A 19,487-nucleotide genomic window follows, 5' to 3' on the forward strand; every position below is an offset into this window, starting at 1 on the left:
CCCCCCCCCCCCCCCCCCCCCCCCCCCCCCCCCCCCCCCTCCCCGGTTGCGCCTTTGGCGCAACCGCATCTCCCTGAGATCAGCCAAAGACCAGAAGGACAAGGATCCCGCCCGTGATCAACAGGCTGCCGGTCACTTCGCGCGGCGCGATCTTTTCGCGAAAGAAGAACACCGTCGCCGCAAAGGTGAATAAAAGCTCGATCTGACCAAGCGCCTTCACCACTGCCGCATTTTGCAAGGTCATCGCCGAAAACCAGCACAGCGAGGCCCCTGCCCCGCAGACACCCGCAAAAAGCGATACTTTCCAGGCCTTTGCGATGCGGGAGAATTCCTCCCGCTCGCGCCAGAGCATCCAGCCCCCCATCACCACCACCTGCACGACCAGGGTCGCCACCAGCGTCAGGGTCGCCTGGGTCAGGAAATCCGGCCCGCCAAGCGAAAGCGACGCCGCCCGGTACGACACCGCCGACCCCCCGAACGTCGCCCCGGACCCCAGCCCGATCAGCGCATTGCGCGAGAAAACCGAGGTCAGGAGGCTCCGCCACCCCCCCTGGACATGCGCGACTGATATCAGCATCACACCCGCCACGCTGATCGCGATCGCAGCCAGCGCGCCCGGCGTCACCCGCTCGCCCAGAAAGATCAGTCCGAACAGCGCGGCCTGGGCGGGCTCGGTCCGCGAATAAGCCGTCCCGACCGCAAAATTCCGAAAGGAAAACAGGTGGATCAGCAGGAATGTCCCCGCAATCTGCGACAGCGCTCCAAGCAGAACCCAGACCGCGAAGTCGATCTGCGGCACCGGCAGTGGCCCGCGCCCCGAGGCCAGCATCCCCGCCAGCATCAAAAGCGCCACCGGCAGACCAAAGCCAAAGCGCACGAAGGTCGCGCCGGTCGTGCCCATCGCGCCTTTCAGATGCTTCTGCGCCGCCGAGCGCAGATTTTGCAAAAAGGCACCGGCAAGGGTGATCGGGATCCAGATTTCCATGCTCAGAACCTCCAGTTTTCAAGGGACTATGCGAGCCAGGCGCCACTGGCAAGCGCTCAGGGCATGCGCCTTCCCCACAGGGCGGCACGCGCCCCGGTGAAAGCGCCCCGAATGAAAGCACCCCGATGAAAATAGCCGGAAAACCCTCCCTTGCGCCTCAGGGCATTTCCCTCCAGCCTCGCGTGAAACCCGATTTCAGGATGTCCGATGCGCCCGTTTGCTCTTGCTGCCCTTGTCCCTCTGGTCGCCGGCCTGCTCTCCGCCGCCCCCGCCTTTGCCGCCTGCCAGGGCGAGGGTCTCTTTGAATGCCGCATCGGCAAGAAAGAGCTGGAAGTCTGCCGTACCGGCAGTGCGGTGAGCTATCGCTTCGGCCCCGCAGGCAAGCCCGAGCTCGAGATCGCCACGGCGCTGAGCGAACTGCAGTACCAGCCCTGGCCTGGCGTCGGCCGCGCGATCTGGGAGGCTGTCACATTCCACAATGACGGCACCAGCTATGAGGTCTGGTCCAGCTTTGACCGCCAGGACTCAGATGCAAAGCCCGAAGGCGGGGTGAATGTGCTCAAAGGCGAGAAGCTGATCGCCGCGCTCGACTGCACCAAAGGCTCGGTGCGAAACGGGCTCGATCTGCTTTACGGCGCGAAAGAGAGCATCGGCCAATGCTGGAGCTTTGAGAATCACCGCTGGACCACCGCGCCCTGCAACTAGGCCAAATCCCCTTTTGATTGCCCCTGCCGTCCGCCCCGGGCGGACCGATCTGCTGCGGACCCTCAGGCAGGATCGGTTTTCTTCGCCGGCGGAACGGCGTCAGGGGGAAGCGCGCGCCCCACCCCACCCGCGCGCGGCGCGGTCGGGCCCGCGCCGTCCCAGGCCTCGCCCATCGCGAGAAGGCAGCTCAGCCCATCCGCATAATTTTGCAGCAAAAGCCAGTTTCCATCCACATCGGCACGGATCTCGATCATCGCCTCGGAATCGCGCAACCCCTGGCCCTGGGCGGCAAAGTCCCGCCCATGTTCCAGACGCGCCAGCAGCCGGGCCCTCGGGGCGCAGATCGTCTCGCCGCCGGGTCCCTTTTCCGCCGGGCCTGTCTCTGCCGGGCCTGTCTCTCCCGGGCCTTTCAGGGCCTCCTGCGCCGATAACCCAGGGGCACCGCCCGGAAACACGGCGAGACAGGCGGCGGATAAAAGGGCGAGGCGCTGCGTCATGCATGAAATCGTAACATAGAAATGACAGATGCCATGCAAAAACACGCCCCTCCGGGGGGCCGCGTTTGAGTCCTCCCGGCCACACCTGGCCCACACAATATCCGGTGGTTAACTTTTTCCCTTTCTCCTCATCCGGTGGTGGTGCCTATAGTCAGAGCAATGAACCGGGGGGAACACCCGGTCTTGAGGCAGGCCAATAACAACAAGCAAGGAGGGCGCGATGCGCTGCCCGTTCTGCGGTAATATCGACACCCAGGTGAAGGACTCGCGTCCCGCCGAAGATCACGTCTCGATCCGTCGTCGCCGTTTCTGCCCCGCCTGTGGCGGGCGTTTCACCACCTATGAGCGCGTGCAGCTGCGCGATCTGGTGGTGGTCAAATCCAATGGCAAACGCGAGGATTTCGACCGCGACAAGCTGGAGCGTTCGATCCGGATCGCGATGCAGAAGCGCCCCATCGACCCCGAGCGCATCGACCAGATGATCTCCGGCATCGTGCGGCGGCTCGAAAGCATGGGCGAAACCGATGTGCCCTCGCGCACCATCGGGGAAATTGTGATGGAATCCCTCGCCAGGATCGACACGGTCGCCTATGTTCGCTTTGCCAGCGTTTACAAGAACTTCCAGGCTGCGGGTGATTTCGACCGCTTTGTCAGCGAGCTGCGGCCCGCCACCGACAAGGCCGAGGAATAATCCCCCGGGGCCTGAAAAAGGCCCCGGAGCGACCATGACCCGCCAGATCGACGAGACCCATATGACCCATGCCCTGCGCCTCGCGGCGCGGGGCAATGGCACGTGCTGGCCCAACCCTTCGGTCGGCTGCGTGCTGGTGAAAGACGGGCGGGTCGTCGGGCGCGGCACCACACAGCCCGGCGGGCGCCCCCATGCCGAACGCGTGGCGCTGACCCAGGCCGGCGCGGCTGCGCGCGGCGCCACCGCCTATGTGACGCTGGAGCCCTGCGCCCATCACGGCAATACCAGCCCTTGCGCCGAGGCGCTGGTGGCGGCAGGTGTGGCGCGGGTCGTCACCGCGATCACCGATCCCGACGCCCGCGTCGCCGGTCGGGGCCACGCGATCCTGCGCGCGGCGGGAATTGAGGTCACCGAAGGCATCCTCGCCGCCGAGGCCACGGAAATCACCGCAGGTTTTCTGAAACGCGTGACGCGCGGATTGCCTTTTGTGACGCTGAAACTCGCCACCACACTCGATGGCCGCATCGCCACCGGCACCGGCGAAAGCCGCTGGATCACCGGGCCGGAGTCGCGCCGCGCAGTCCATGCCATGCGGATGGAGCATGATGCGGTGATGATCGGCTCCGGCACCGCCCGCGCCGATGACCCGGATCTGACGGTGCGCGACCTCGGCGCCCCCCGCCAGCCGGTGCGCATCGTGATCGACAGCCGGCTGAGCCACCGCCCCGGCAGCCGCCTCGGCCGCACAGCGCGCGAGGTGCCAGTCTGGCTGCTGCATGGGTCCGACGCGCCCTCCGCCGCACAGGCGGCCTGGGCCGCAACGGGCGCGAAACTGCTCCCCTGCCCCAGAACCGGCGCCCATCTCGACCTGACGGCCGCGCTGAAAACCCTCGCCGCCGAGGGCCTGACCCGTATCTTCTGCGAAGGCGGCGGCAGCCTCGCCGCAGCGCTGATCCGCGCGGGCCTCGTCGATGAACTGGCATGCTTCACCGCCGGCGCGCTGATCGGAGAAGACGGGCGCGCCGCCCTCGGCCCGCTGGGGCTCAGCGCCCTGCAAGACGCGCCCCGCCTGCGGCTGATCTCAGAACGGCGGACAGGCGCAGATCTCCTCTGTCGCTGGAAATTCTGACCCTCGGCGCGCCACAGAGAAACAAGGCGCCCGTGTGGCACGCCCCGCCCCCTGCCTGAAAGGCCGCGGCGTGCTTGTGGCCCCCGCATGCCGGGATCAACAGGCTCAGAAATCGGTCGGCGCGCCGCCTTCCTGCTTGCGCCGCGCCACAAAGCGCGCGAGCTCCTCCTGCGCCGTATGATCCATGGCCGGAGGCTCGAATTCCGCAAGGATCTGCTTATAGATCCGATGCGCCCGCTCGGCGGTCCAGGTCGCGCCATCCAGCGCCCAGGCCTCATAATTGCGCCAGTCGCTGGCAAAGGGCTGATAGAACGCGGTCTGATAGCGCGCCTGGGTATGGGCGCAGCCAAAGAAATGCCCGCCCGGTCCCACCTCACGGATCGCATCCAGCGCGATGTCGTCCTCGCCGGAAGCAAAAGTCGCCTCCTCGAAATAGCGCTGGATCATCTGCAGGACCTCGCAATCCATCACGAATTTCTCAGGGCTCGCTATCAGCCCCCCTTCGAGCCAACCCGCCGCGTGATAGACCATATTGGTCCCTGACTGCACCGCCGCCCAGAGCGAATTCGAGGTCTCCCACATCGCCTGGCCATCGGGCACATTGGCCGCGCAAACGCCGGAAGACCGCAGCGGCAACCCGTAATATCGCACCAGCTGCCCGGTCATCTGCGTCGCGCGCATATATTCCGGCGTCCCGAACGCGGGCGCACCCGATTTCATATCGACATTCGAGGTGAAGGTTCCGATCGCCACCGGACAGCCCGGATTGATATACTGGAGCAGCGCCACCGCTGCCAAAGCCTCGGCCAGTGACAAAGCCACCGCCCCCGCCATCGTGACCGGCGCCATAGCCCCCGCCAGCGTGAAGGGTGTGATCACCACCGGCTGGCCACGGCGCGCGAGCCGCATCGCGCCATCCAGCATCGGATAGTCATGCTTCAGGGGCGAGACCGAATTGATATTCGTGTACATACGCGGCTTTGCGTCAAATTCGGAATGCGAAAGCCCGCCCGCGATGCGGACCATCTCCATCACATCCTCGACCCGCTCGGCGCCCAGGCTATAGGCATGGACCACCTTATCACTCACCACCAGCTTTTCCTGCAAACAGTCGAGATGGCGCACGCTTGCGTGAATATCAATCGGTTCGACCGGATAGCCGCCCGCGACATGGATGCAGTTGAAATACTGCGTCAGTTTGATGAATTCCTGGAAACTCGCGAAATCGCCGGATCTTTTGCCGCGCTCCAGATCCCAGGAGTTCGGCGGTGACGACACATTTACAAACACCATGTGTTTGCCGCCGATCACGATCTCCCGCTCGGGGTTGCGCGGCGTGATGGTGAACTGGCTGGGAGCATGGCCCAGCATCTCCATCACAAAGGCCTCATCCATCCGCACATTGGTGCCGTTGATGATGCAGCCCGCCTTACGCATGATCTCCAGCGCTTCGGGGTTCAGGAACTCAATGCCGATCTCCGAGAGGATAGTCATCGCACCCCGGTGGACACGCTGGACGCCATCTGCATCCAGCGGCTCGGTCGGGCGGTCGGGGTTCAGCGGGATCCGCCAGGGCATCTGTTCAATGGCCAAAGCGCCGCGAGATTTCATCCCGGCGCGACCGCCGCTGCGCTTGCGCCGACCCGTGTCAGCCCCGCTGTCAGAAGCGTGGTCACCTGCCTGGATCTCTGAATCCCCGGTCATCTGCGGCCCTCCCTGAAGCTCCGGGCGCGCGGCCCGGTCAGGAATCACGATGACTGAGCCGGCGCGCACAGGCGCAACAAACCGGCGACATGCTGGTGTCGTTTTTGGCGCGCGGCTGCAGATAATCAGTCCGACAGCTGATCCAGCCAGGCCGGCAACGCACCGATATCACGCAAGACCAGATCGGCATGCGGCGCCAGATCGGCCTCGGTGGCGATCCCGGTCAGCACCGCGATCCGCGTCATGCCCGCCGCGTGCCCCGCCTCCATATCATGGCGCGAGTCGCCGATCATCGCCACCCGCTCGGGCCTGAGGCCCTGTTCGCGCAGAAAGGCGTTCAGCATCCCCGGCCCCGGTTTCGCACCATGGCCGCTGTCATAGCCGGCGATGTAATCGACCAGCCCGGTCAGCCCATGTGCCGCCATATGTGCCTTCGCCGGGCGTTCGGAATCATTGGTGACGATGCCAAGTTTCAGCCCGCGCCCCCGCAGCGCGGTGAAAAGCGGCACCAGCGGCACCGCCTCGACCATGCCCGCCTGGGCCGCCGCCTGGTCGATCCGCCCGGTCAGTGCGGCAAGTCCGGCCCCCGGCAGATGCGGTTGCAGCGTTGCGGCAATATCCGCCGCTGTCGCCGCGATGACCGGGCTGTCGGGGTGAAAATCATTGGTATCAGGCAGATAGCCGATAGCCGCCGCCAGCCGGCTGGCATGATCCGCATCGCTCGCGATCTCGGTCAGAAAGCTTTGCGCCCAGGCGCCCCAGCTTTTACGGAAGTCGAAAAGCGTGCCATCCTTGTCGAAAAGCAGGGCGTCGATCATCACTCGGGTTCCTCTGGCTGCGGCCCTTTGCACCATAGGACCGGGGGTATGCATCAGGATCGTCTCACAGATCACAGCCGCCGCCGAAAACGCGCATGCGGCCTGATCCGGGCGGCTCAGGTCCAGTCGGGCACCTCGCCCCCGGGCAAAGCTGCCCGCGCCGCCGCCACCTCTGCGGGCGCACGCCCCGCCCCGGCCGCGAATTCAAGGACCCGTGCATCATCGCCCAGCAGGAAATCCATCACCGCTGCCAGGACCTCTGTCTCGCCGGCCCGCGTCTGCAAGTCCTGGATCCCGATACCGCTTTGCGCCAGGAACGGACCAATCCGGTCCTCATCCGCCGCAAGCCAGGCCAGGGCCTGCAGGGCCAGGATCTGCGCATTTTCCTGCTGTGTCATCGGGGCGGGCTCCTCATGTCATCGCGCGCGTCCTAAGCCTCATCCATTCCACAGACACCCGCGGCCGGCAATGCCGCATGTCCCGGCCGGGCCGGGATGGGTCGCCAAAACAGGCGGCGAATCCGCACCGGATCTTTGGAAAAGTTTCTGCCAGATCAACCTTCGGGAGAAACATTTTTGACCAGTCAAGGTCGCCGCCATACCTGGCCCTTGCTGTTATCCAGACCTTTACCCACAGATTCCAGGAATTATCCCCGAAAGGTGACCAGATTCGAAAGGATTTGTTAACCATCTGCGTAACAAAATCCTCACCAGTGAAACCACACTGTCATTCCTGCTTCCTGCCGACTGATGATCATACAATCTGACCCTTTGTCGGGCCGCCCCCTGTCGTCCGCCACTGCCCCAACTCTCCTCCGCGCCCCATTCCGACCTCTGTTCCAGCATGGAAGCCTTATATGCAACGCCGTATCCTGATCGCGGATTCTATCCCGGCGAACCGGGTCATCTTCCAGGCCCGGCTGGGCGATGGCTTTTTCCGGCCCCTGCTGACGGCGGATGCCGGCTCCTGCCTGCGCGCGGCGCGGCGCGAGCGCCCCGATCTGATCGTGGTCGATTGTGACCTGCCCGATATGCCCGGCCCGCAGCTGATCGCCGCCTTGCGGAGCGATCCGCGCACCCGCAACCTGCCGGTGATCGCCCTTGTCGCGCCCGACTCGGCACAGCGCCGGCTTGTCGCCCTGCGCGCCGGTGCGGATGATGTGATGGTCAAGCCCCCCGATATGTCGGTCCTGCTGGCGCGAATCCGCAATCTGCTGCGCCAGCGCGAGGAACGCCAGATCATGTCGCGCGCCTGGGGCAGCGAGATTCCCGAGATGCTGGGCCTCGCCGACCGCAAGGACAGCTTTCTGCCGGTCGGTCCCATCGGTCTGATCGCCGCCCGGCCCGAGACCGCGCAGAGCTGGAAACAAAAGCTGGCACCAAGGCTGCGTGACCATGCGCGCGTGCATGCCCCGGTCGAGGTGGCAAGCTATGGCGAGCAGCCGGCCCCCACCCATGTCTTTCTGATCGAGGCCGATACCGGCACCCATGGCGGCGGTCTGCGACTGATGACCCAGCTTTCCGGCATCTCGCATTTCCGCCACAGCATGTTCTGCATCATGGCGCCGGAAACCAGCGACACCGCCGCGCTGGCCTTTGATATGGGCGCCCATGACGTGCTCGACCCTTCGGTCAGCGCCGAAGAGCTGGATCTGCGCATCCGCCTGCTGTTGCGGCGCAAACAACAGGCCGATGCCGAGCGGAGCTCGATCGAAGCCGGGCTGCGGCTGGCGATCATCGACCCGCTGACCGGCGCCTATAACCGCCGCTATGCTTTCCCGCGCCTGGCAGGCATCGCCGAACAGGCGGCGGTCGAGGGCAGCGAATTCGCGGTGCTGGTGATCGACCTCGACCGGTTCAAATCCGTCAATGACTGCTATGGCCATACCACCGGCGACACTGTCCTGGTCGAAGTGGTCCGCCGCCTGCGCGACAATCTGCGGATCGACGATATGCTGGCGCGGATCGGCGGCGAGGAATTCCTGATCGCCCTGCCCGAAACCACTGCCGCCGAGGCGCAGCGCATTGCCGAACGGCTGCGCTGCGTGGTCGGCGCTACGCCGGTCGATGGCGGCAAGGGGGTCGCGCTCAGCGTGACGGTCTCCATCGGCCTGAAAACCGGCGGCGGCCCGATGGCGCCTTCCGAGGATATCACGGCCATGGTGGATGCGGCCGATGGCGCGCTTTTGCAGTCGAAAACCCTGGGCCGCAATGTCGTAACGCTCAGCCATACCGCCGTGTGACGCCACCACTTGCCGCCATCCTGTGGCGCCCCCGTGATATGGTCTGGCGGGAAGAACCCGCGTCCAGCGCCTTGCCCGAACCGGGTGCCAGACCTCGCCCTCGTATCCTCAGGCCAGGCAGCGCCGCACCTGTCGCTGCAGGAGACCTTCGGGCGGCCCCTGCGCCCTGGTCATGAAGCCAGCTTTCCAGCCGTTGCCAGAGAGCGCAAAACGCGATCGGGCAGAGCTTATCCGCCGCCGCGTTTTGCGGAAGAACCCTTGCTGGAAACCGGTCCCACAGCCGCCCCGCCGCGGTCCCCACAGGCAAAACAGCGCGGACGGGCCCGGTGCGCCAGGTCAGCGGCGGATCGCCGCCAGTTCCGCCAGACCCGCCAGAAATTCCGCGCTGCTCAGCATGACCTCCTGCCGTCCGAGCGCCGCTGCCTCCCCCATTGCAACCCCGGTGAGCTTTTGCGCAAAAACAACGGCTTCGGACAGAGAACGACCGCGCCCCAGCCCGGCAATGATCAGTGCGGCGAACAGATCCCCGGTCCCCGACAGCGCCAGCGGCAAATGCGGCGCGGGGTGACGGCTCACGCCGTCCGGCCCCGGCTCCGGCCCGATCACCACGCTTTCAAGGCAGCCCGCCGGGCTGTCTTCCAGCACGCATCCGGTCGCAATCACCCGCGCCCCGGGGCGCAGGTTCAGCCCCGCCCGCGCCAGCGCCAGATCTTCGAGCCGCGCAATCTTCTGCCCCGACAACAGCGACAGCTCAAACGGGTTCGGCGTGGTCAGATCGGCCAGCGGCAGCAATTCGTCGCGGATCACCGCCACCACCGCTTCGGGCACATAGCGCCCCGGCCCGGCATCGCCGATCACCGGGTCGCAGAGATAGACCAGTCGCGGGTTGATCTCGCGCGCTTTTGCAATGAATTCCGCCGCCAGATGCGCGATCGCGGCCGAACCGATATAGCCCGTCACAATGTAATCGGCCCGTTCGGGCAACCCGCGCTCCATCGCGCCCAGAAGCAGATCGGCGAAGAAATCCTCGGGCAACGCGCGACCGCGCAGGCTCGGGTAATCGGGGGTATTCGAGAACACCACCGTCGGGATCGCTGCCACCTCCAGCCCCGCCGCGCAAAGCGGAAACAGCGCCGCCGAATTGCCGACATGGCCGAACACGACCTGGCTCTGGATCGAAATGACGAAAGGCGGTGTCTGCATGGCTATGTCCTTCCCGCACATGATCCCGGTCATGGCTCCGGGCGCGCGGGCAGAGGTTACAACCGCCCGCGCGCAAAAGACCATGGGGTAAACCACGGGGCTTTGGGGAATTTCCGCAAAGACCTGAAGACGGGGCCCGAATGACAGACCCCCGGCCTGCCGCTCAGGACAGGCCCCGGACGCGCCCTTGTAACGCGCCCGTGAGAACGGGCGTTGACAGACCGCCATTGCGGCAGGTAGCGCAGAAGCGACGGTTCCCGCGAGGGAGGAAAGAGGGAACGCAGCAGGGCATCCGCCTCATCTGCGGCTGCCCCCGCAACTGTGAGCGGCGAGGGTTTCGCGATATGCCACTGGGGCCACAAGGCCCTGGGAAGGCGCGAAACCCGGAGACCCGCGAGCCAGGAGACCTGCCGTCGGCCATATTCACGGGCAGGCGCATCGGGCGGGGGTTCCTGATGGCGAGGGTGACATGCGGGTGAGTGCCCGCCGGTTCCTTGCAGTCTGCAGTGACGTGCAAAACGCCTTTCGGGGTAAACTTCATGCCGTCCATTTCCCGCCGCACCTCTGTGCGGCTTTTGCTGACACTTACCGCTCTCACCCCCATCGCCGCTGTGCCGGCGCTGGCCGAAGAGACCACCATCGGCCTTGGCACCATCTGGCTGCCGGTCGATGACGACGCAGGCCAGGGGCTTGAGGCCAGAGCGCCCACCGCCAGCCGGCTGGGCGAAAAAATCCGCGACATCCCTGCTGCCGTCGAGGTGATCGGCACCGAGACCATGGCCGAACGCGGTCTCCATTCGATCACCGCCGCCGTGTCGCAGACCGCAACCGGGGTCACCTCTATCTCTGCGCCGGGCTATGACAATGCCTTTGCCGCGCGCGGCTTTCAGGGCACGAGCTCGGTCATGATGCTGTTTGACGGCACGAGGCAGTTTCCCGGACGCGGCAATATCTCCTTCCCGGTCGACAGCTGGCTGATCGAGGAATTCGAGGTCCTGAAAGGCGGCGGTTCGGTGATCCATGGCCATGGCGCGATTGGCGGTTTCGTCAATGCGATGCCCAAACGCCCGTTTGACGGCGCGCCACGTCATTTGCTGACCGCGCTTGCGGGGTCAGATGGCAGGCTGCGCTTTGGCGCCGACAGTGGCGGCTCGCTCTCGGACACGCTTTCCTACCGCATCGCGGTGATCGCAGATGGATCCGACGGCTGGATCGACGGTGCGGATGACAGTCTCGGCGCCGTGACCGCCGCGCTGAGCTGGAAGGCGACGCCTGATCTGACCTTCACCTTGTCCGCCGATTACGCAAAGCGCGAGCCGATGACCTATTATGGCACGCCTTTGCGCAACGGGGTCCTCATCGCGGGGACCGAGGCGCTGACCTACAATGTCGAAGACGCGAAGACCGACTTCACCGATCACTGGCTGCAGCTGAAAACCGAATGGGCGCCGTCGGACGCGGTCCGCGTGTCGGCAGTGCTTTACCGCATCGGCTCTGACCGCAGCTTCCGCAATGCTGAAACCTATGAATGGGATCCGGTGACCGATACGGTATCGGTCGGCGAATTCGTCGCCATCGACCAGGATCAGGATCAGACCGGCTTCCGGCTGGATGCAGGCTTTCGCCATGGGATCGCGGGCTATGACAGCCATACGGTGATCGGCTTTGACCTGAACCGCTCGAAATCCAGCTATGCCAGTGCCTTCAACTTCGGCTCGGTCACGGTCGATCCGTTCAACCCGCGCCCCGGCCGTTTCCCCACCGGCCTGACCCCGGTGGCGCAATACCGCTCGACCCTCGACCAGCGCGCGATCTTTCTGGAAAACCGCACCGAGCTTGGCCAGGGGCTGGCGCTCAGCCTTGGCCTGCGCCAGGACTGGTTCGACCTGAGCCGCCAGGGCATCGCAAACCCCGCCACGAGCTTTGACGCCAGCTACAAGGCCCCATCGGCGCGGGTCGCGCTCAGCTGGGCGGCGACTGAGACCACGGTGGTTTACGGCCAGCTGGCCTGGTCCACCGACCCGGTGAACATGCCGCTGATGGATTACGCCGCGAATTTCCGCGATTTCGATCTGACCACGGGGCGGCAATTCGAGATCGGGCTGCGCCAGAGCTTTGCCGATGGCCGCGCCGAATGGTCGCTCACCGCCTATGATATCGTGAAGCGCAATGTGCCGGTGCTGGCGCCGGGCTCTTTCACGATGCAACAGGCCGGGCAGCAATCTTCGCGCGGGATCGAGCTGGCAGCCAGCGCCAGGGTGACCGATACCCTGCGGCTCAGCGGCAACATCGCCCGCACCAAAGCGCGGTTTGACGATTTCACCTTCCTCGATTTCAACACCTTTTCCTGGGTGGATTATTCGGGGAATGTGCCGCTGCTCGTGCCGGAAACCTCGGCCAATCTCTGGGCCTCCTGGGAATTCGCCAATGCCTGGACCGCGCATCTGGGTGTGCAATTCGTCGGCAAGGCCTGGTATGATTACGCCAATACCGGGAAACGCGGCAGTTTTTCACTGATCAATGCCGGGCTTGACTGGCAGGCGGGCGAGACCTCGACCCTGTCTTTGCGCGTGACGAACCTCTTCGACAAAAGCTATGCGGCATATCTCTACCCCGAAAAGGGTCAGGTGGCTCTCGGTGCGCCGCGCCGGTTCGAGTTGCAGCTGACCTCGAAGTTCTGAAAGCGCCCCCATGACCGATGCCCCACAAGATGAAACCTTCGCGTTGCTTGAACGGCTTTTCGGCGCCGAAGGGCATTTGTGGAGCATCGGCACCCTTGCAGGGTTCATGGGGTTTGACCTGACCGGTATCCCGCAAAAGATCGGCGGGGCACTGGTGCTGGAAGGTGAGACCGGGCGCGCCCGCCTCGCCCCCGGCGCAAAGCTTCTCGCGTTCGAGACCCTCAGCAGCGAGCCGAGGGGCTGGAACCACGGGATCGCGCTCTGCCAGGCGGGCGGGCCGCCGCCCCGGCCCCGCGACCGCCGCCTCACGGTGGTCGCGGATGACGCGGCCCTGGTCACCGCAGACCAGGGCGCACCGGCGCTTGATCTGGGGCTGGGCCATGCCGGGCTTCGCTGTCTCTTTCGACCTGCAGCGACGACCCGCGCCCAGGCTCTGCTGCTGGCGGGCCAGCACTGGAACGATTGCCGCGAGGCGCTGGCCGCTCTGCCGGGTGACTGGATTGCCGAGACGCCTTTTCTGCGCGCCGAGCGGGTGGCGGATGGCGCCTGCCCGATCCATGCGATCCCTTCGGCCGGGAGCCGGGGCCTGACCCATGCCGCGACCACGCCGGTACCGGAGGGCTGGCTGCCCTTTGCCCATATCTTCCCGCCGCATCCGGCGCGGGTGCGCCCGGGACAGCTCCGCCCGTTCGATCCCGATCTCCATGCTGCATTCCAGACCATCCTCGCGCGTCACGGCCGCCCCGACCTGACGGCGCTGAAAGCCGCAACCCGCGCGCGGCTGCAAAACCACCTGCCGCCCGAGGCCACCGATGCGCCCGGTCAGAGACCCGACCGCCACGCCCAGGCCGTCATCCGCGTCACCCTTCGCCAATGGCTCGCCGAGACCGGCCTCGCCCCGCCCGAAGCCTGGCTCTCGCGCTATGACCGCCCGCTTCTGGCTGCGGTCCGGGGCCAGATATGACCCCCTTCCCCCCTTTGACGCGGCGCGGGGCGCTGGCGCTCGGGGTTTCGGCACTCCTTCCGGCCCTTGCGCCGCGCGGGGCCCGAGCACAGGACGCGCGCGCGCCCCGTTTTGTCACGAGCGAACTGATCCTGACCGAAACCGCGCTGGCGCTTGGGATCAGCCCGCTCGCCGCCGGCAATCTGCCGCTCTATCGCCGCCTCGTCGGCGTTCCGGCTTTGCCCGATGGCCTCCATGACCTCGGCCCGCTCAATGAGCCGAATATGGAGCTGCTGGTTCACCTTGCCCCCGATCTGATCATCGCCGCCGACTGGCAGCGCGGGCCGCAGGCGGCACTGGAGCGGATCGCGCCGGTCCTCTGGCTGGAGACAATGCCCTTTTCCCGCCCCGGTCTTGAGATCGCGACCGATCTGGCCCGAAAGATCGCCGAGGCGGGGCAGATCAGCGCGGATGACCTTGTCACCGGATTTGACCGCGCCCGGAACCGCCTGAGCCGGGCCATCGCCAGCCGCAACCCGCCTCCTGTTCTGCTGGCCCGCTTTCTGGAAGATGGCCGACACGCGCTGGTTTTCACCGAAGGCTCGCTGCCCGGCGATCTGCTGGCCGGGGCCGGAGGGCGCAATGCGCTTCCCGGCAGCGGCCCGCCGGGCGCCTTGCCGCTTGGCCTCAGCGAGATCCTCGCGACCGGCGCCCCGATCCTCGCCACCGGGCCGCTGCCGCAGGGCGCGCTCTTCACCCGTGTGATCGAAAGCGGCGCCCTGCGCGCCATTCCCTTGCCGCCGGTCTTCCCCGCAGGCGGCCTCGCCTCGGCCACCCGACTCGCCGATGCCCTTACAACCGGGATCGGGCTGATCTGATGCGCGCCCTGCTGATCCTTTTGCCAGGCCTTGCCGCGCTGGTGCTCTTCGCGCTGAACGCCGGGACTGCGCTGCCGGGCCGCTGGCCAGCCGCGATCCTCTGGGCCGATCCGGGCGATATCCCGGCGCTTATCCTGCATCTGAGCGCCGTGCCGCGCCTCGTCACCGCCGCTCTGGCGGGGGCGGCGCTCGCGCTGGCCGGTGCTTTGCTGCAGCGCGTTTTCCGCAACCCGATTGCCGAGCCCGCGACGCTGGGAATCACCGCCGGGGCGCAATGTGCGCTGACGCTGACACTCCTGAACGCGCCGGGCCTTGCGCCGGCCTGGCTGCCGCTGCCGGCTTTCGCCGGCGCGCTGGCGGCGCTGGCGCTGGCGCTGGCGCTGGCCGCGCTGCAGGGGGTCTCGTCGCTCACGCTGATCCTGTCGGGGCTGGTGGTGACCACGAGCCTTGGCGGGCTGAATGCCGTGCTGACCCTGTTTCACCATGAGGTGCTGCAAAGCCTGTTCCTCTGGCAGGCGGGCGCGCTGGAGCAGGAGGGCTGGACCAGTGCCGCACGGCTTGCCCCGGCACTGGCGCTGGCGCTGATGCTCGCGCCTTTCGCGCGCAGGCCGCTCGAGGTGCTGGCGCTTGGCGATCAGGGCGCAAGGGTGCTGGGGCTGGCGCCGGGCGGCTGGCGGGTCATCCTGGCGACGGCGGCGGTGAGCCTTGCCGCGCTGGTGACCGCGCTGACCGGGGTTTTCGCCTTTCTCGGCATCATCGCACCGCTGGTGGCCCGCGCGCTGACCGGCCGGACGCCGGGAACCGGCGCGATTGCGGTGACGGGCGCCGGGATCCTGATGCTGGCGGATCAGCTGGTCCAGCTGCTGCGCCCCTGGATCCCGGTGCAGACCGGCACGCTTCTGGCCCTGATCGGGGCGGTGCTGATGATCGCGCTGTTGCGAAAAAGCAGCCAGCCCGCGCCGGAGCATCTCCTGCCCGCTTTACCACGCCGCGCGCGGCCTGTGCCCCGGCTGTCCCTTCTTCTGCTGGGGCTTTTGGCGCTGTTTGCCGTCGCCCTTGCCATCGGGCGCGGGCCGGAGGGCTGGGACATCTCGCCCCTCGCCATGTTTGACTGGCGGGTGCCGCGCGTGGCCGGTGCTGCGGCAGCCGGTGCGGCCTTCGGTCTTGCGGGCTGCCTGATGCAGCGGCTGACCGGCAATCCGCTGGCCAGCCCCGAGCTTCTCGGCATCAGCGGCGCGGCGGCCCTTGGCCTCGTGCTGGCCGTCGTGATGACGGGCGGCGGCGGACGCGGGCTGCTTTACGGCGCCACCAGCCTTGGCGCTCTCGCAGGTCTTGTCCTGATCCTTGCCGCAGGTGCGCGGCTGCGGTTTTCTTCCGAAGGGCTGCTGCTTGCCGGGCTGGCGGTCTCGATGCTCCTGTCGGCGGTTCTGGCGATGCTGCTGGCCTCGGGCCATCCGCGCGCGGGGCAGCTGATGACCTGGCTCTCCGGCTCCACCTACCGGATCGCCCTTTCGGATGCCGTCATCGCGTTGAGCGTGACGGCGGCGCTTCTTGGCCTCGCGCTGCTGCTCCGGCGCTGGCTCGACCTGCTGCCTCTCGGGCCGAACGCCGCCCGCCTGCTGGGGCTGCCGCTGACACGGGCCCGCGCAAGCGTGGTGGTGCTCGCGGCGCTGGCCACGGCTGTCGGCACGATCCTGACCGGCCCGCCGGGCTTCATCGGGCTGATCGCCCCCGCCATCGCGCGGTTTTGCGGCCCGCCCCGCGCCAGCGCGCAACTGCCGCTTGCCACGATAAGCGGGGCTGCGCTGATGGTTCTGGCCGACTGGCTTGGCCGCAATCTGGCCTTCCCCTGGCAGATCCCTGCGGGGATGATGGCGCTGCTTTGCGGCGGGGTTTTCCTCATGATCTTTCTCGCAAGGAGACCGGCGTGACCCGCATGACCATTGGCGACCCCGCTGGATTTCATCTGGAAAATCTGGACCTTACCCTAAACGGTCAGCCGGTTCTGCAAGAGATCAGCCTGCGCCTTGCCCCCGGTCGGGTCTGTGGCGTGATCGGGCGCAACGGCTCGGGAAAGTCGAGCCTTTTGCGGGTGCTTGCCCGGCTGTCCCCGGTCGATGCCGGCCTGTGCCGCCTTGACGGCATCGCGCTTGACGCCTGGAGGGCGCGCGATTTCGCCCGCCGTGTCGCCCTGATGCCGCAAAGCGCGCCCGCCACCGGGGTCATGGTGCTGCAGGATCTGGTGGCGCTTGGCCGCTATCCCTGGCATGGCGCCTTTGGCCGCGCGGGCCCGGAAGACCAGCGGGCCATTGCCGAAGCCATCGCGCTCTGCGGGCTGGAGGGGCTTGCCACGCGCCCCCTCGACAGCCTCTCGGGCGGTGAGGCGCAACGCGCCCGGCTTGCGATGATGCTGGCCCAGGGCGCTGACTGGCTGTTGCTGGATGAGCCCTCGGCCTCGCTCGACCTGGCCTGGTCTTTTGATCTTTTATCCGCCCTGCGGGGCCTTGCGCGCACGGCCGGGCGGGGTGTGGTGATCGCGCTGCATGACATGAACCTCGCGGCGCGGTTCTGCGATGATCTGGTCGCGCTGAAGGCGGGCCGGGTGACCGGCGCCGGAGCGGTCGCCGACGTGTTCCGCGCGCCGATCCTGAGCGAAACCTTCGGCCTTGCTGTCACCACCGGCAGCCTTTCGGGCCTGCCTGTCGCGATCCCCTCGCCCTGATCTCCCCCTGATCCAATCCTCGGGCCCCATGAAAAACGCCGCTCCCGGAAGTTGGGAGCGGCGTTCAGAAGACTGACCCCTGTGAGAAACGTGAAGCCCGGCCAGCCCGTCTGTGGGATGGATCAGAACCTGATCTGCGAGGTCAGATAGAAGGTGCGCCCGGCCTCGGGGTAGCCCTCAACCACCGAGACATTGCGGTCAAAGAGGTTGCGGATGCCAAAGCCCACATTCGCCTGATCGCTCACCTGCCAGGCCATATCGAAATTGGCCAGCGCGAAGCCGCCCATTTTCGTATAGATCGGCGCGTTGCGGTTCCCCGAGCCAATGGCCGGATCCGACCAGCGGCCGCCATAGACCTCGACCGAGGGCGAGATGGTCAGCCGGTCCATCGCCTGCCAGTCCAGCCGCAGATAGGCTTTGTGATCGGGCAGATCGGTCACTTTCGCGGTGGTGACAACCGGATCTTTGACGCTGGTATGCAGGTAGGTGTAATTCGCCGTCAGCGCGACACTGTCATTCACGTCCCAGTTCGCCGCGATCTCAAAGCCCTTATAGGTGCCTTTCGCGAGGTTCTGGCGCTGCGATTGCGGAAGACCGGAAATCGGGTCGATCGTCCCCAGATCAATTGACTGGATCAGATCGGTGATGCGGCTGTAGAACACCGCGCCTTCCAGCTGCACCGGGCCAAGATCGCCCTTATAGCCCAGTTCGAAATTCAGCGCGCGCTCTGCATCCAGATCCGGGTTGGGCACCATCGAGCCAAAACCGGTCGAATAGCGGTGGAAGAGCGTCGGGAAGCTGGTCCTGGACGAGAGGCTCGCATGATATTCGCCGCCTGCACCCGGGGTCCAGATCGCAGCCAGCTGCCAGTTCACCGCATCGACCGAGACCGTCGGCTTGCCCGGACTGGCAGCAGTGCGGTCGGCCTCAAGCACTTTCGCCTTGTCATAGGACAGGCCCGCAACGATGCGCAGCTCGTCATTGACGCGCCAGGTGTCCTCGACCGCCAGCGAGAGGGTCTCTTCCTTGCTGTGCTCGGTCGGATCGATCCGTGCCAGCGTCGGATGGTCGGGACGCGCGTAATTGGTGGAGCGGTGGACATCGCGGCGGAAGAAAGACGCGATCCGCAGATCGTGATCGCCAAAGCTCAGCCCGTATTCGACGCTGCCGCCGACCGAATAGTCGTCATAGACGCTGTTAAAGGCCCGCGCGAGGGTCTGGGCGGAATGGTTCGCATTGTCCCAGGCCGAGAGCGTATTGTCGAACGTGTTGTAGAAAAGCCTGGTCTTCAGCGTACCGGATCCGACTTCGGTCGTCGAATAGAAGGCGATGCTGCTGATATCCCATTGCGGCCAGGTCCAGTCCCGCTGGTTCGACCCCGGACCGGTGCCCGGATAGCCCATGACCGGCAGAAGCGTGCTGTAAGGCGCCGATTTCGACCCTTCCTGGCGGGTATAGCTCAGGACATATTCGTCGGTCGCATTGGGCGTATAGCCAACTTTAAGGTTCAGACGGCTGTCATCGGTGGCGCTGTCTTTGCGCAGACCTTCGCCCTGATAGGGGTAGCGCGGATCGGGAACATAATCGCGCGACAGGTAGAAACCGTCGACATCGCGCCGCATGTAAGAGACCTGGCCGTACCAGAATTCCTGTTTCGTGCCGAGCGAGAGATAGCCCGTGCGCCCCGTCACATCGCCGCGATTGCCGGCGTCGATGCCCAGCCGCGCCTCGCCTTCGAAGGGCTGCGTCGGTTTGCGGGTCACGAGGTTGATCGCGCCGCCCATGCCGCCCGGGCCGTTGATCACCGAGACATAGCTTTTCTGCACCTGGACCTCGGCAAGATCCGGGGTCAGGAAGCGGCCATGATCCAGCCGGTTGTCGGCAGGCAGAAAGATGCGGATGCCGTCAATCGACAGCGGCACATGCCAGCGGTCAAAGCCGCGCACGAAAACCTCGCGCTCGTTTCTGGATCCACCGCCCGAGGGGGTGGAAGACACGCCGGGCAGAACGCTGAGTGTGTCATCAAGCGTGGCGCGGTTCTGTTTCGCGGCCTCTTCGCCGGTCACTTTCGCGGTGGTCCCCCCCTGACCTTCATCATCGACGCCAAGCCAGATCGTGCCGAGCGCGAAGGCGGCTTCCTCGGAGGACTGGGCGAAAACGGGGGCGGACAGCCCGGGGAATAACAGACCTGCAATCACCAGTCGCTGCAATAAAGACATCAGGAATCCTTCCAGTGGCATGGCTTTTCATCCGCACCCGCCGGGCTTTCGGCGGATTTTCGCGAATCGA

16 protein-coding genes and 1 riboswitch are annotated in these 19,487 nt (G+C 66.1%); of the genes, 9 read left to right on the plus strand and 7 right to left on the minus strand.

Annotated elements, in window-relative coordinates:
• Positions 1-79: 79 nt before the first annotated feature.
• The gene (locus tag JC607_RS11560; protein ID WP_198837077.1) at positions 80-985 is read right to left on the minus strand and encodes a DMT family transporter; all 906 of its coding nucleotides are present in this window, start codon (positions 983-985) and stop codon (positions 80-82) included.
• Between the two features lie 207 nt (positions 986-1,192).
• Between JC607_RS11560 and JC607_RS11565 the strand changes: the two genes are divergently transcribed.
• Positions 1,193-1,690 (plus strand): hypothetical protein, encoded by a 498-nt coding sequence (locus tag JC607_RS11565; RefSeq protein WP_198837078.1) that lies wholly within the window; start codon positions 1,193-1,195, stop codon positions 1,688-1,690.
• Positions 1,691-1,752: 62 nt separating this feature from the next.
• Here JC607_RS11565 and JC607_RS11570 read toward each other — a convergent pair whose 3' ends face one another.
• Positions 1,753-2,187 carry a hypothetical protein gene (locus JC607_RS11570; protein WP_198837079.1) on the minus strand — a complete coding sequence of 145 codons (435 nt, stop codon included), beginning with the start codon at positions 2,185-2,187 and terminating at the stop codon, positions 1,753-1,755.
• A gap of 220 nt (positions 2,188-2,407) precedes the next feature.
• On the opposite strand from JC607_RS11570, the gene nrdR reads away from it, so the two are divergent.
• A complete protein-coding gene (gene nrdR / locus JC607_RS11575; RefSeq protein ID WP_198837080.1) occupies positions 2,408-2,878 on the plus strand; it encodes a transcriptional regulator NrdR in 471 nt (156 codons plus the stop codon).
• A gap of 34 nt (positions 2,879-2,912) precedes the next feature.
• On the plus strand, positions 2,913-4,007 hold the full coding sequence (gene ribD, locus JC607_RS11580; RefSeq protein WP_255532476.1) for a bifunctional diaminohydroxyphosphoribosylaminopyrimidine deaminase/5-amino-6-(5-phosphoribosylamino)uracil reductase RibD: 1,095 nt from the start codon (positions 2,913-2,915) through the stop codon (positions 4,005-4,007).
• A 105-nt stretch (positions 4,008-4,112) separates the two neighbouring features.
• On the opposite strand, the gene JC607_RS11585 is transcribed toward ribD, so the two are convergent.
• From JC607_RS11585 to JC607_RS11595, 3 genes are all read right to left on the minus strand, one after another.
• Entirely contained in the window at positions 4,113-5,711 is a 1,599-nt protein-coding gene (locus JC607_RS11585) for a trimethylamine methyltransferase family protein (RefSeq protein WP_198837081.1), read from the minus strand.
• Between the two features lie 125 nt (positions 5,712-5,836).
• The gene (locus tag JC607_RS11590) at positions 5,837-6,529 is read right to left on the minus strand and encodes an HAD family hydrolase (RefSeq protein ID WP_198837082.1); all 693 of its coding nucleotides are present in this window, start codon (positions 6,527-6,529) and stop codon (positions 5,837-5,839) included.
• A gap of 116 nt (positions 6,530-6,645) precedes the next feature.
• The gene (locus JC607_RS11595; RefSeq protein ID WP_198837083.1) at positions 6,646-6,927 is read right to left on the minus strand and encodes a DUF3572 family protein; all 282 of its coding nucleotides are present in this window, start codon (positions 6,925-6,927) and stop codon (positions 6,646-6,648) included.
• Between the two features lie 458 nt (positions 6,928-7,385).
• On the opposite strand from JC607_RS11595, the gene JC607_RS11600 reads away from it, so the two are divergent.
• A complete protein-coding gene (locus JC607_RS11600) occupies positions 7,386-8,771 on the plus strand; it encodes a diguanylate cyclase (protein WP_198837084.1) in 1,386 nt (461 codons plus the stop codon).
• A gap of 336 nt (positions 8,772-9,107) precedes the next feature.
• Here the strand turns inward: JC607_RS11600 and pdxY are convergent, their stop codons facing one another.
• The gene (pdxY, locus tag JC607_RS11605) at positions 9,108-9,974 is read right to left on the minus strand and encodes a pyridoxal kinase (protein WP_198837085.1); all 867 of its coding nucleotides are present in this window, start codon (positions 9,972-9,974) and stop codon (positions 9,108-9,110) included.
• A 234-nt stretch (positions 9,975-10,208) separates the two neighbouring features.
• Positions 10,209-10,404: riboswitch (cobalamin riboswitch) on the plus strand.
• 109 nt (positions 10,405-10,513) lie between these two features.
• Here pdxY and JC607_RS11610 point away from each other — a divergent pair.
• The 5 genes from JC607_RS11610 to JC607_RS11630 are packed head-to-tail and all read left to right on the plus strand — an operon-like array spanning position 10,514 to position 17,198.
• On the plus strand, positions 10,514-12,655 hold the full coding sequence (locus tag JC607_RS11610) for a TonB-dependent siderophore receptor (protein WP_198837086.1): 2,142 nt from the start codon (positions 10,514-10,516) through the stop codon (positions 12,653-12,655).
• Positions 12,656-12,665: 10 nt separating this feature from the next.
• Positions 12,666-13,619, plus strand: coding sequence for a hypothetical protein (locus JC607_RS11615; RefSeq protein WP_198837087.1), 954 nt, complete (start codon positions 12,666-12,668; stop codon positions 13,617-13,619).
• On the plus strand, positions 13,616-14,476 hold the full coding sequence (locus tag JC607_RS11620) for an ABC transporter substrate-binding protein (protein WP_198837088.1): 861 nt from the start codon (positions 13,616-13,618) through the stop codon (positions 14,474-14,476). Before JC607_RS11615 ends, JC607_RS11620 begins: the two co-directional genes overlap by 4 nt.
• Complete coding sequence (gene fhuB, locus JC607_RS11625) at positions 14,476-16,407, plus strand: Fe(3+)-hydroxamate ABC transporter permease FhuB (protein WP_198837089.1); 1,932 nt, start codon at positions 14,476-14,478, stop codon at positions 16,405-16,407. The genes JC607_RS11620 and fhuB overlap by 1 nt, the downstream gene beginning before the upstream one ends.
• Before the next feature lie 5 nt (positions 16,408-16,412).
• Positions 16,413-17,198 carry an ABC transporter ATP-binding protein gene (locus tag JC607_RS11630; protein ID WP_233092873.1) on the plus strand — a complete coding sequence of 262 codons (786 nt, stop codon included), beginning with the start codon at positions 16,413-16,415 and terminating at the stop codon, positions 17,196-17,198.
• A gap of 122 nt (positions 17,199-17,320) precedes the next feature.
• Here the strand turns inward: JC607_RS11630 and JC607_RS11635 are convergent, their stop codons facing one another.
• Positions 17,321-19,438: a TonB-dependent siderophore receptor gene (locus JC607_RS11635; RefSeq protein WP_233092869.1), complete on the minus strand. Its 2,118-nt coding sequence runs from the start codon at positions 19,436-19,438 to the stop codon at positions 17,321-17,323.
• Positions 19,439-19,487 lie beyond the last annotated feature (49 nt).

The organism is Paracoccus sp. IB05 (assembly GCF_016405985.1).
In the GTDB taxonomy this organism is placed as follows: Bacteria; Pseudomonadota; Alphaproteobacteria; order Rhodobacterales; family Rhodobacteraceae; genus Pseudogemmobacter.

Coding starts and splice junctions, on each gene's coding strand:
- JC607_RS11560 (WP_198837077.1), bottom strand. CDS start 985: ATGGAAATCTGGATCCCGATCACCCTTGCCGGTGCCTTTTTGCAAAAT.
- JC607_RS11565 (WP_198837078.1), top strand. CDS start 1,193: ATGCGCCCGTTTGCTCTTGCTGCCCTTGTCCCTCTGGTCGCCGGCCTG.
- JC607_RS11570 (WP_198837079.1), bottom strand. CDS start 2,187: ATGACGCAGCGCCTCGCCCTTTTATCCGCCGCCTGTCTCGCCGTGTTT.
- nrdR (WP_198837080.1), top strand. CDS start 2,408: ATGCGCTGCCCGTTCTGCGGTAATATCGACACCCAGGTGAAGGACTCG.
- ribD (WP_255532476.1), top strand. CDS start 2,913: ATGACCCGCCAGATCGACGAGACCCATATGACCCATGCCCTGCGCCTC.
- JC607_RS11585 (WP_198837081.1), bottom strand. CDS start 5,711: ATGACCGGGGATTCAGAGATCCAGGCAGGTGACCACGCTTCTGACAGC.
- JC607_RS11590 (WP_198837082.1), bottom strand. CDS start 6,529: ATGATCGACGCCCTGCTTTTCGACAAGGATGGCACGCTTTTCGACTTC.
- JC607_RS11595 (WP_198837083.1), bottom strand. CDS start 6,927: ATGACACAGCAGGAAAATGCGCAGATCCTGGCCCTGCAGGCCCTGGCC.
- JC607_RS11600 (WP_198837084.1), top strand. CDS start 7,386: ATGCAACGCCGTATCCTGATCGCGGATTCTATCCCGGCGAACCGGGTC.
- pdxY (WP_198837085.1), bottom strand. CDS start 9,974: ATGCAGACACCGCCTTTCGTCATTTCGATCCAGAGCCAGGTCGTGTTC.
- JC607_RS11610 (WP_198837086.1), top strand. CDS start 10,514: ATGCCGTCCATTTCCCGCCGCACCTCTGTGCGGCTTTTGCTGACACTT.
- JC607_RS11615 (WP_198837087.1), top strand. CDS start 12,666: ATGACCGATGCCCCACAAGATGAAACCTTCGCGTTGCTTGAACGGCTT.
- JC607_RS11620 (WP_198837088.1), top strand. CDS start 13,616: ATGACCCCCTTCCCCCCTTTGACGCGGCGCGGGGCGCTGGCGCTCGGG.
- fhuB (WP_198837089.1), top strand. CDS start 14,476: ATGCGCGCCCTGCTGATCCTTTTGCCAGGCCTTGCCGCGCTGGTGCTC.
- JC607_RS11630 (WP_233092873.1), top strand. CDS start 16,413: ATGACCATTGGCGACCCCGCTGGATTTCATCTGGAAAATCTGGACCTT.
- JC607_RS11635 (WP_233092869.1), bottom strand. CDS start 19,438: ATGCCACTGGAAGGATTCCTGATGTCTTTATTGCAGCGACTGGTGATT.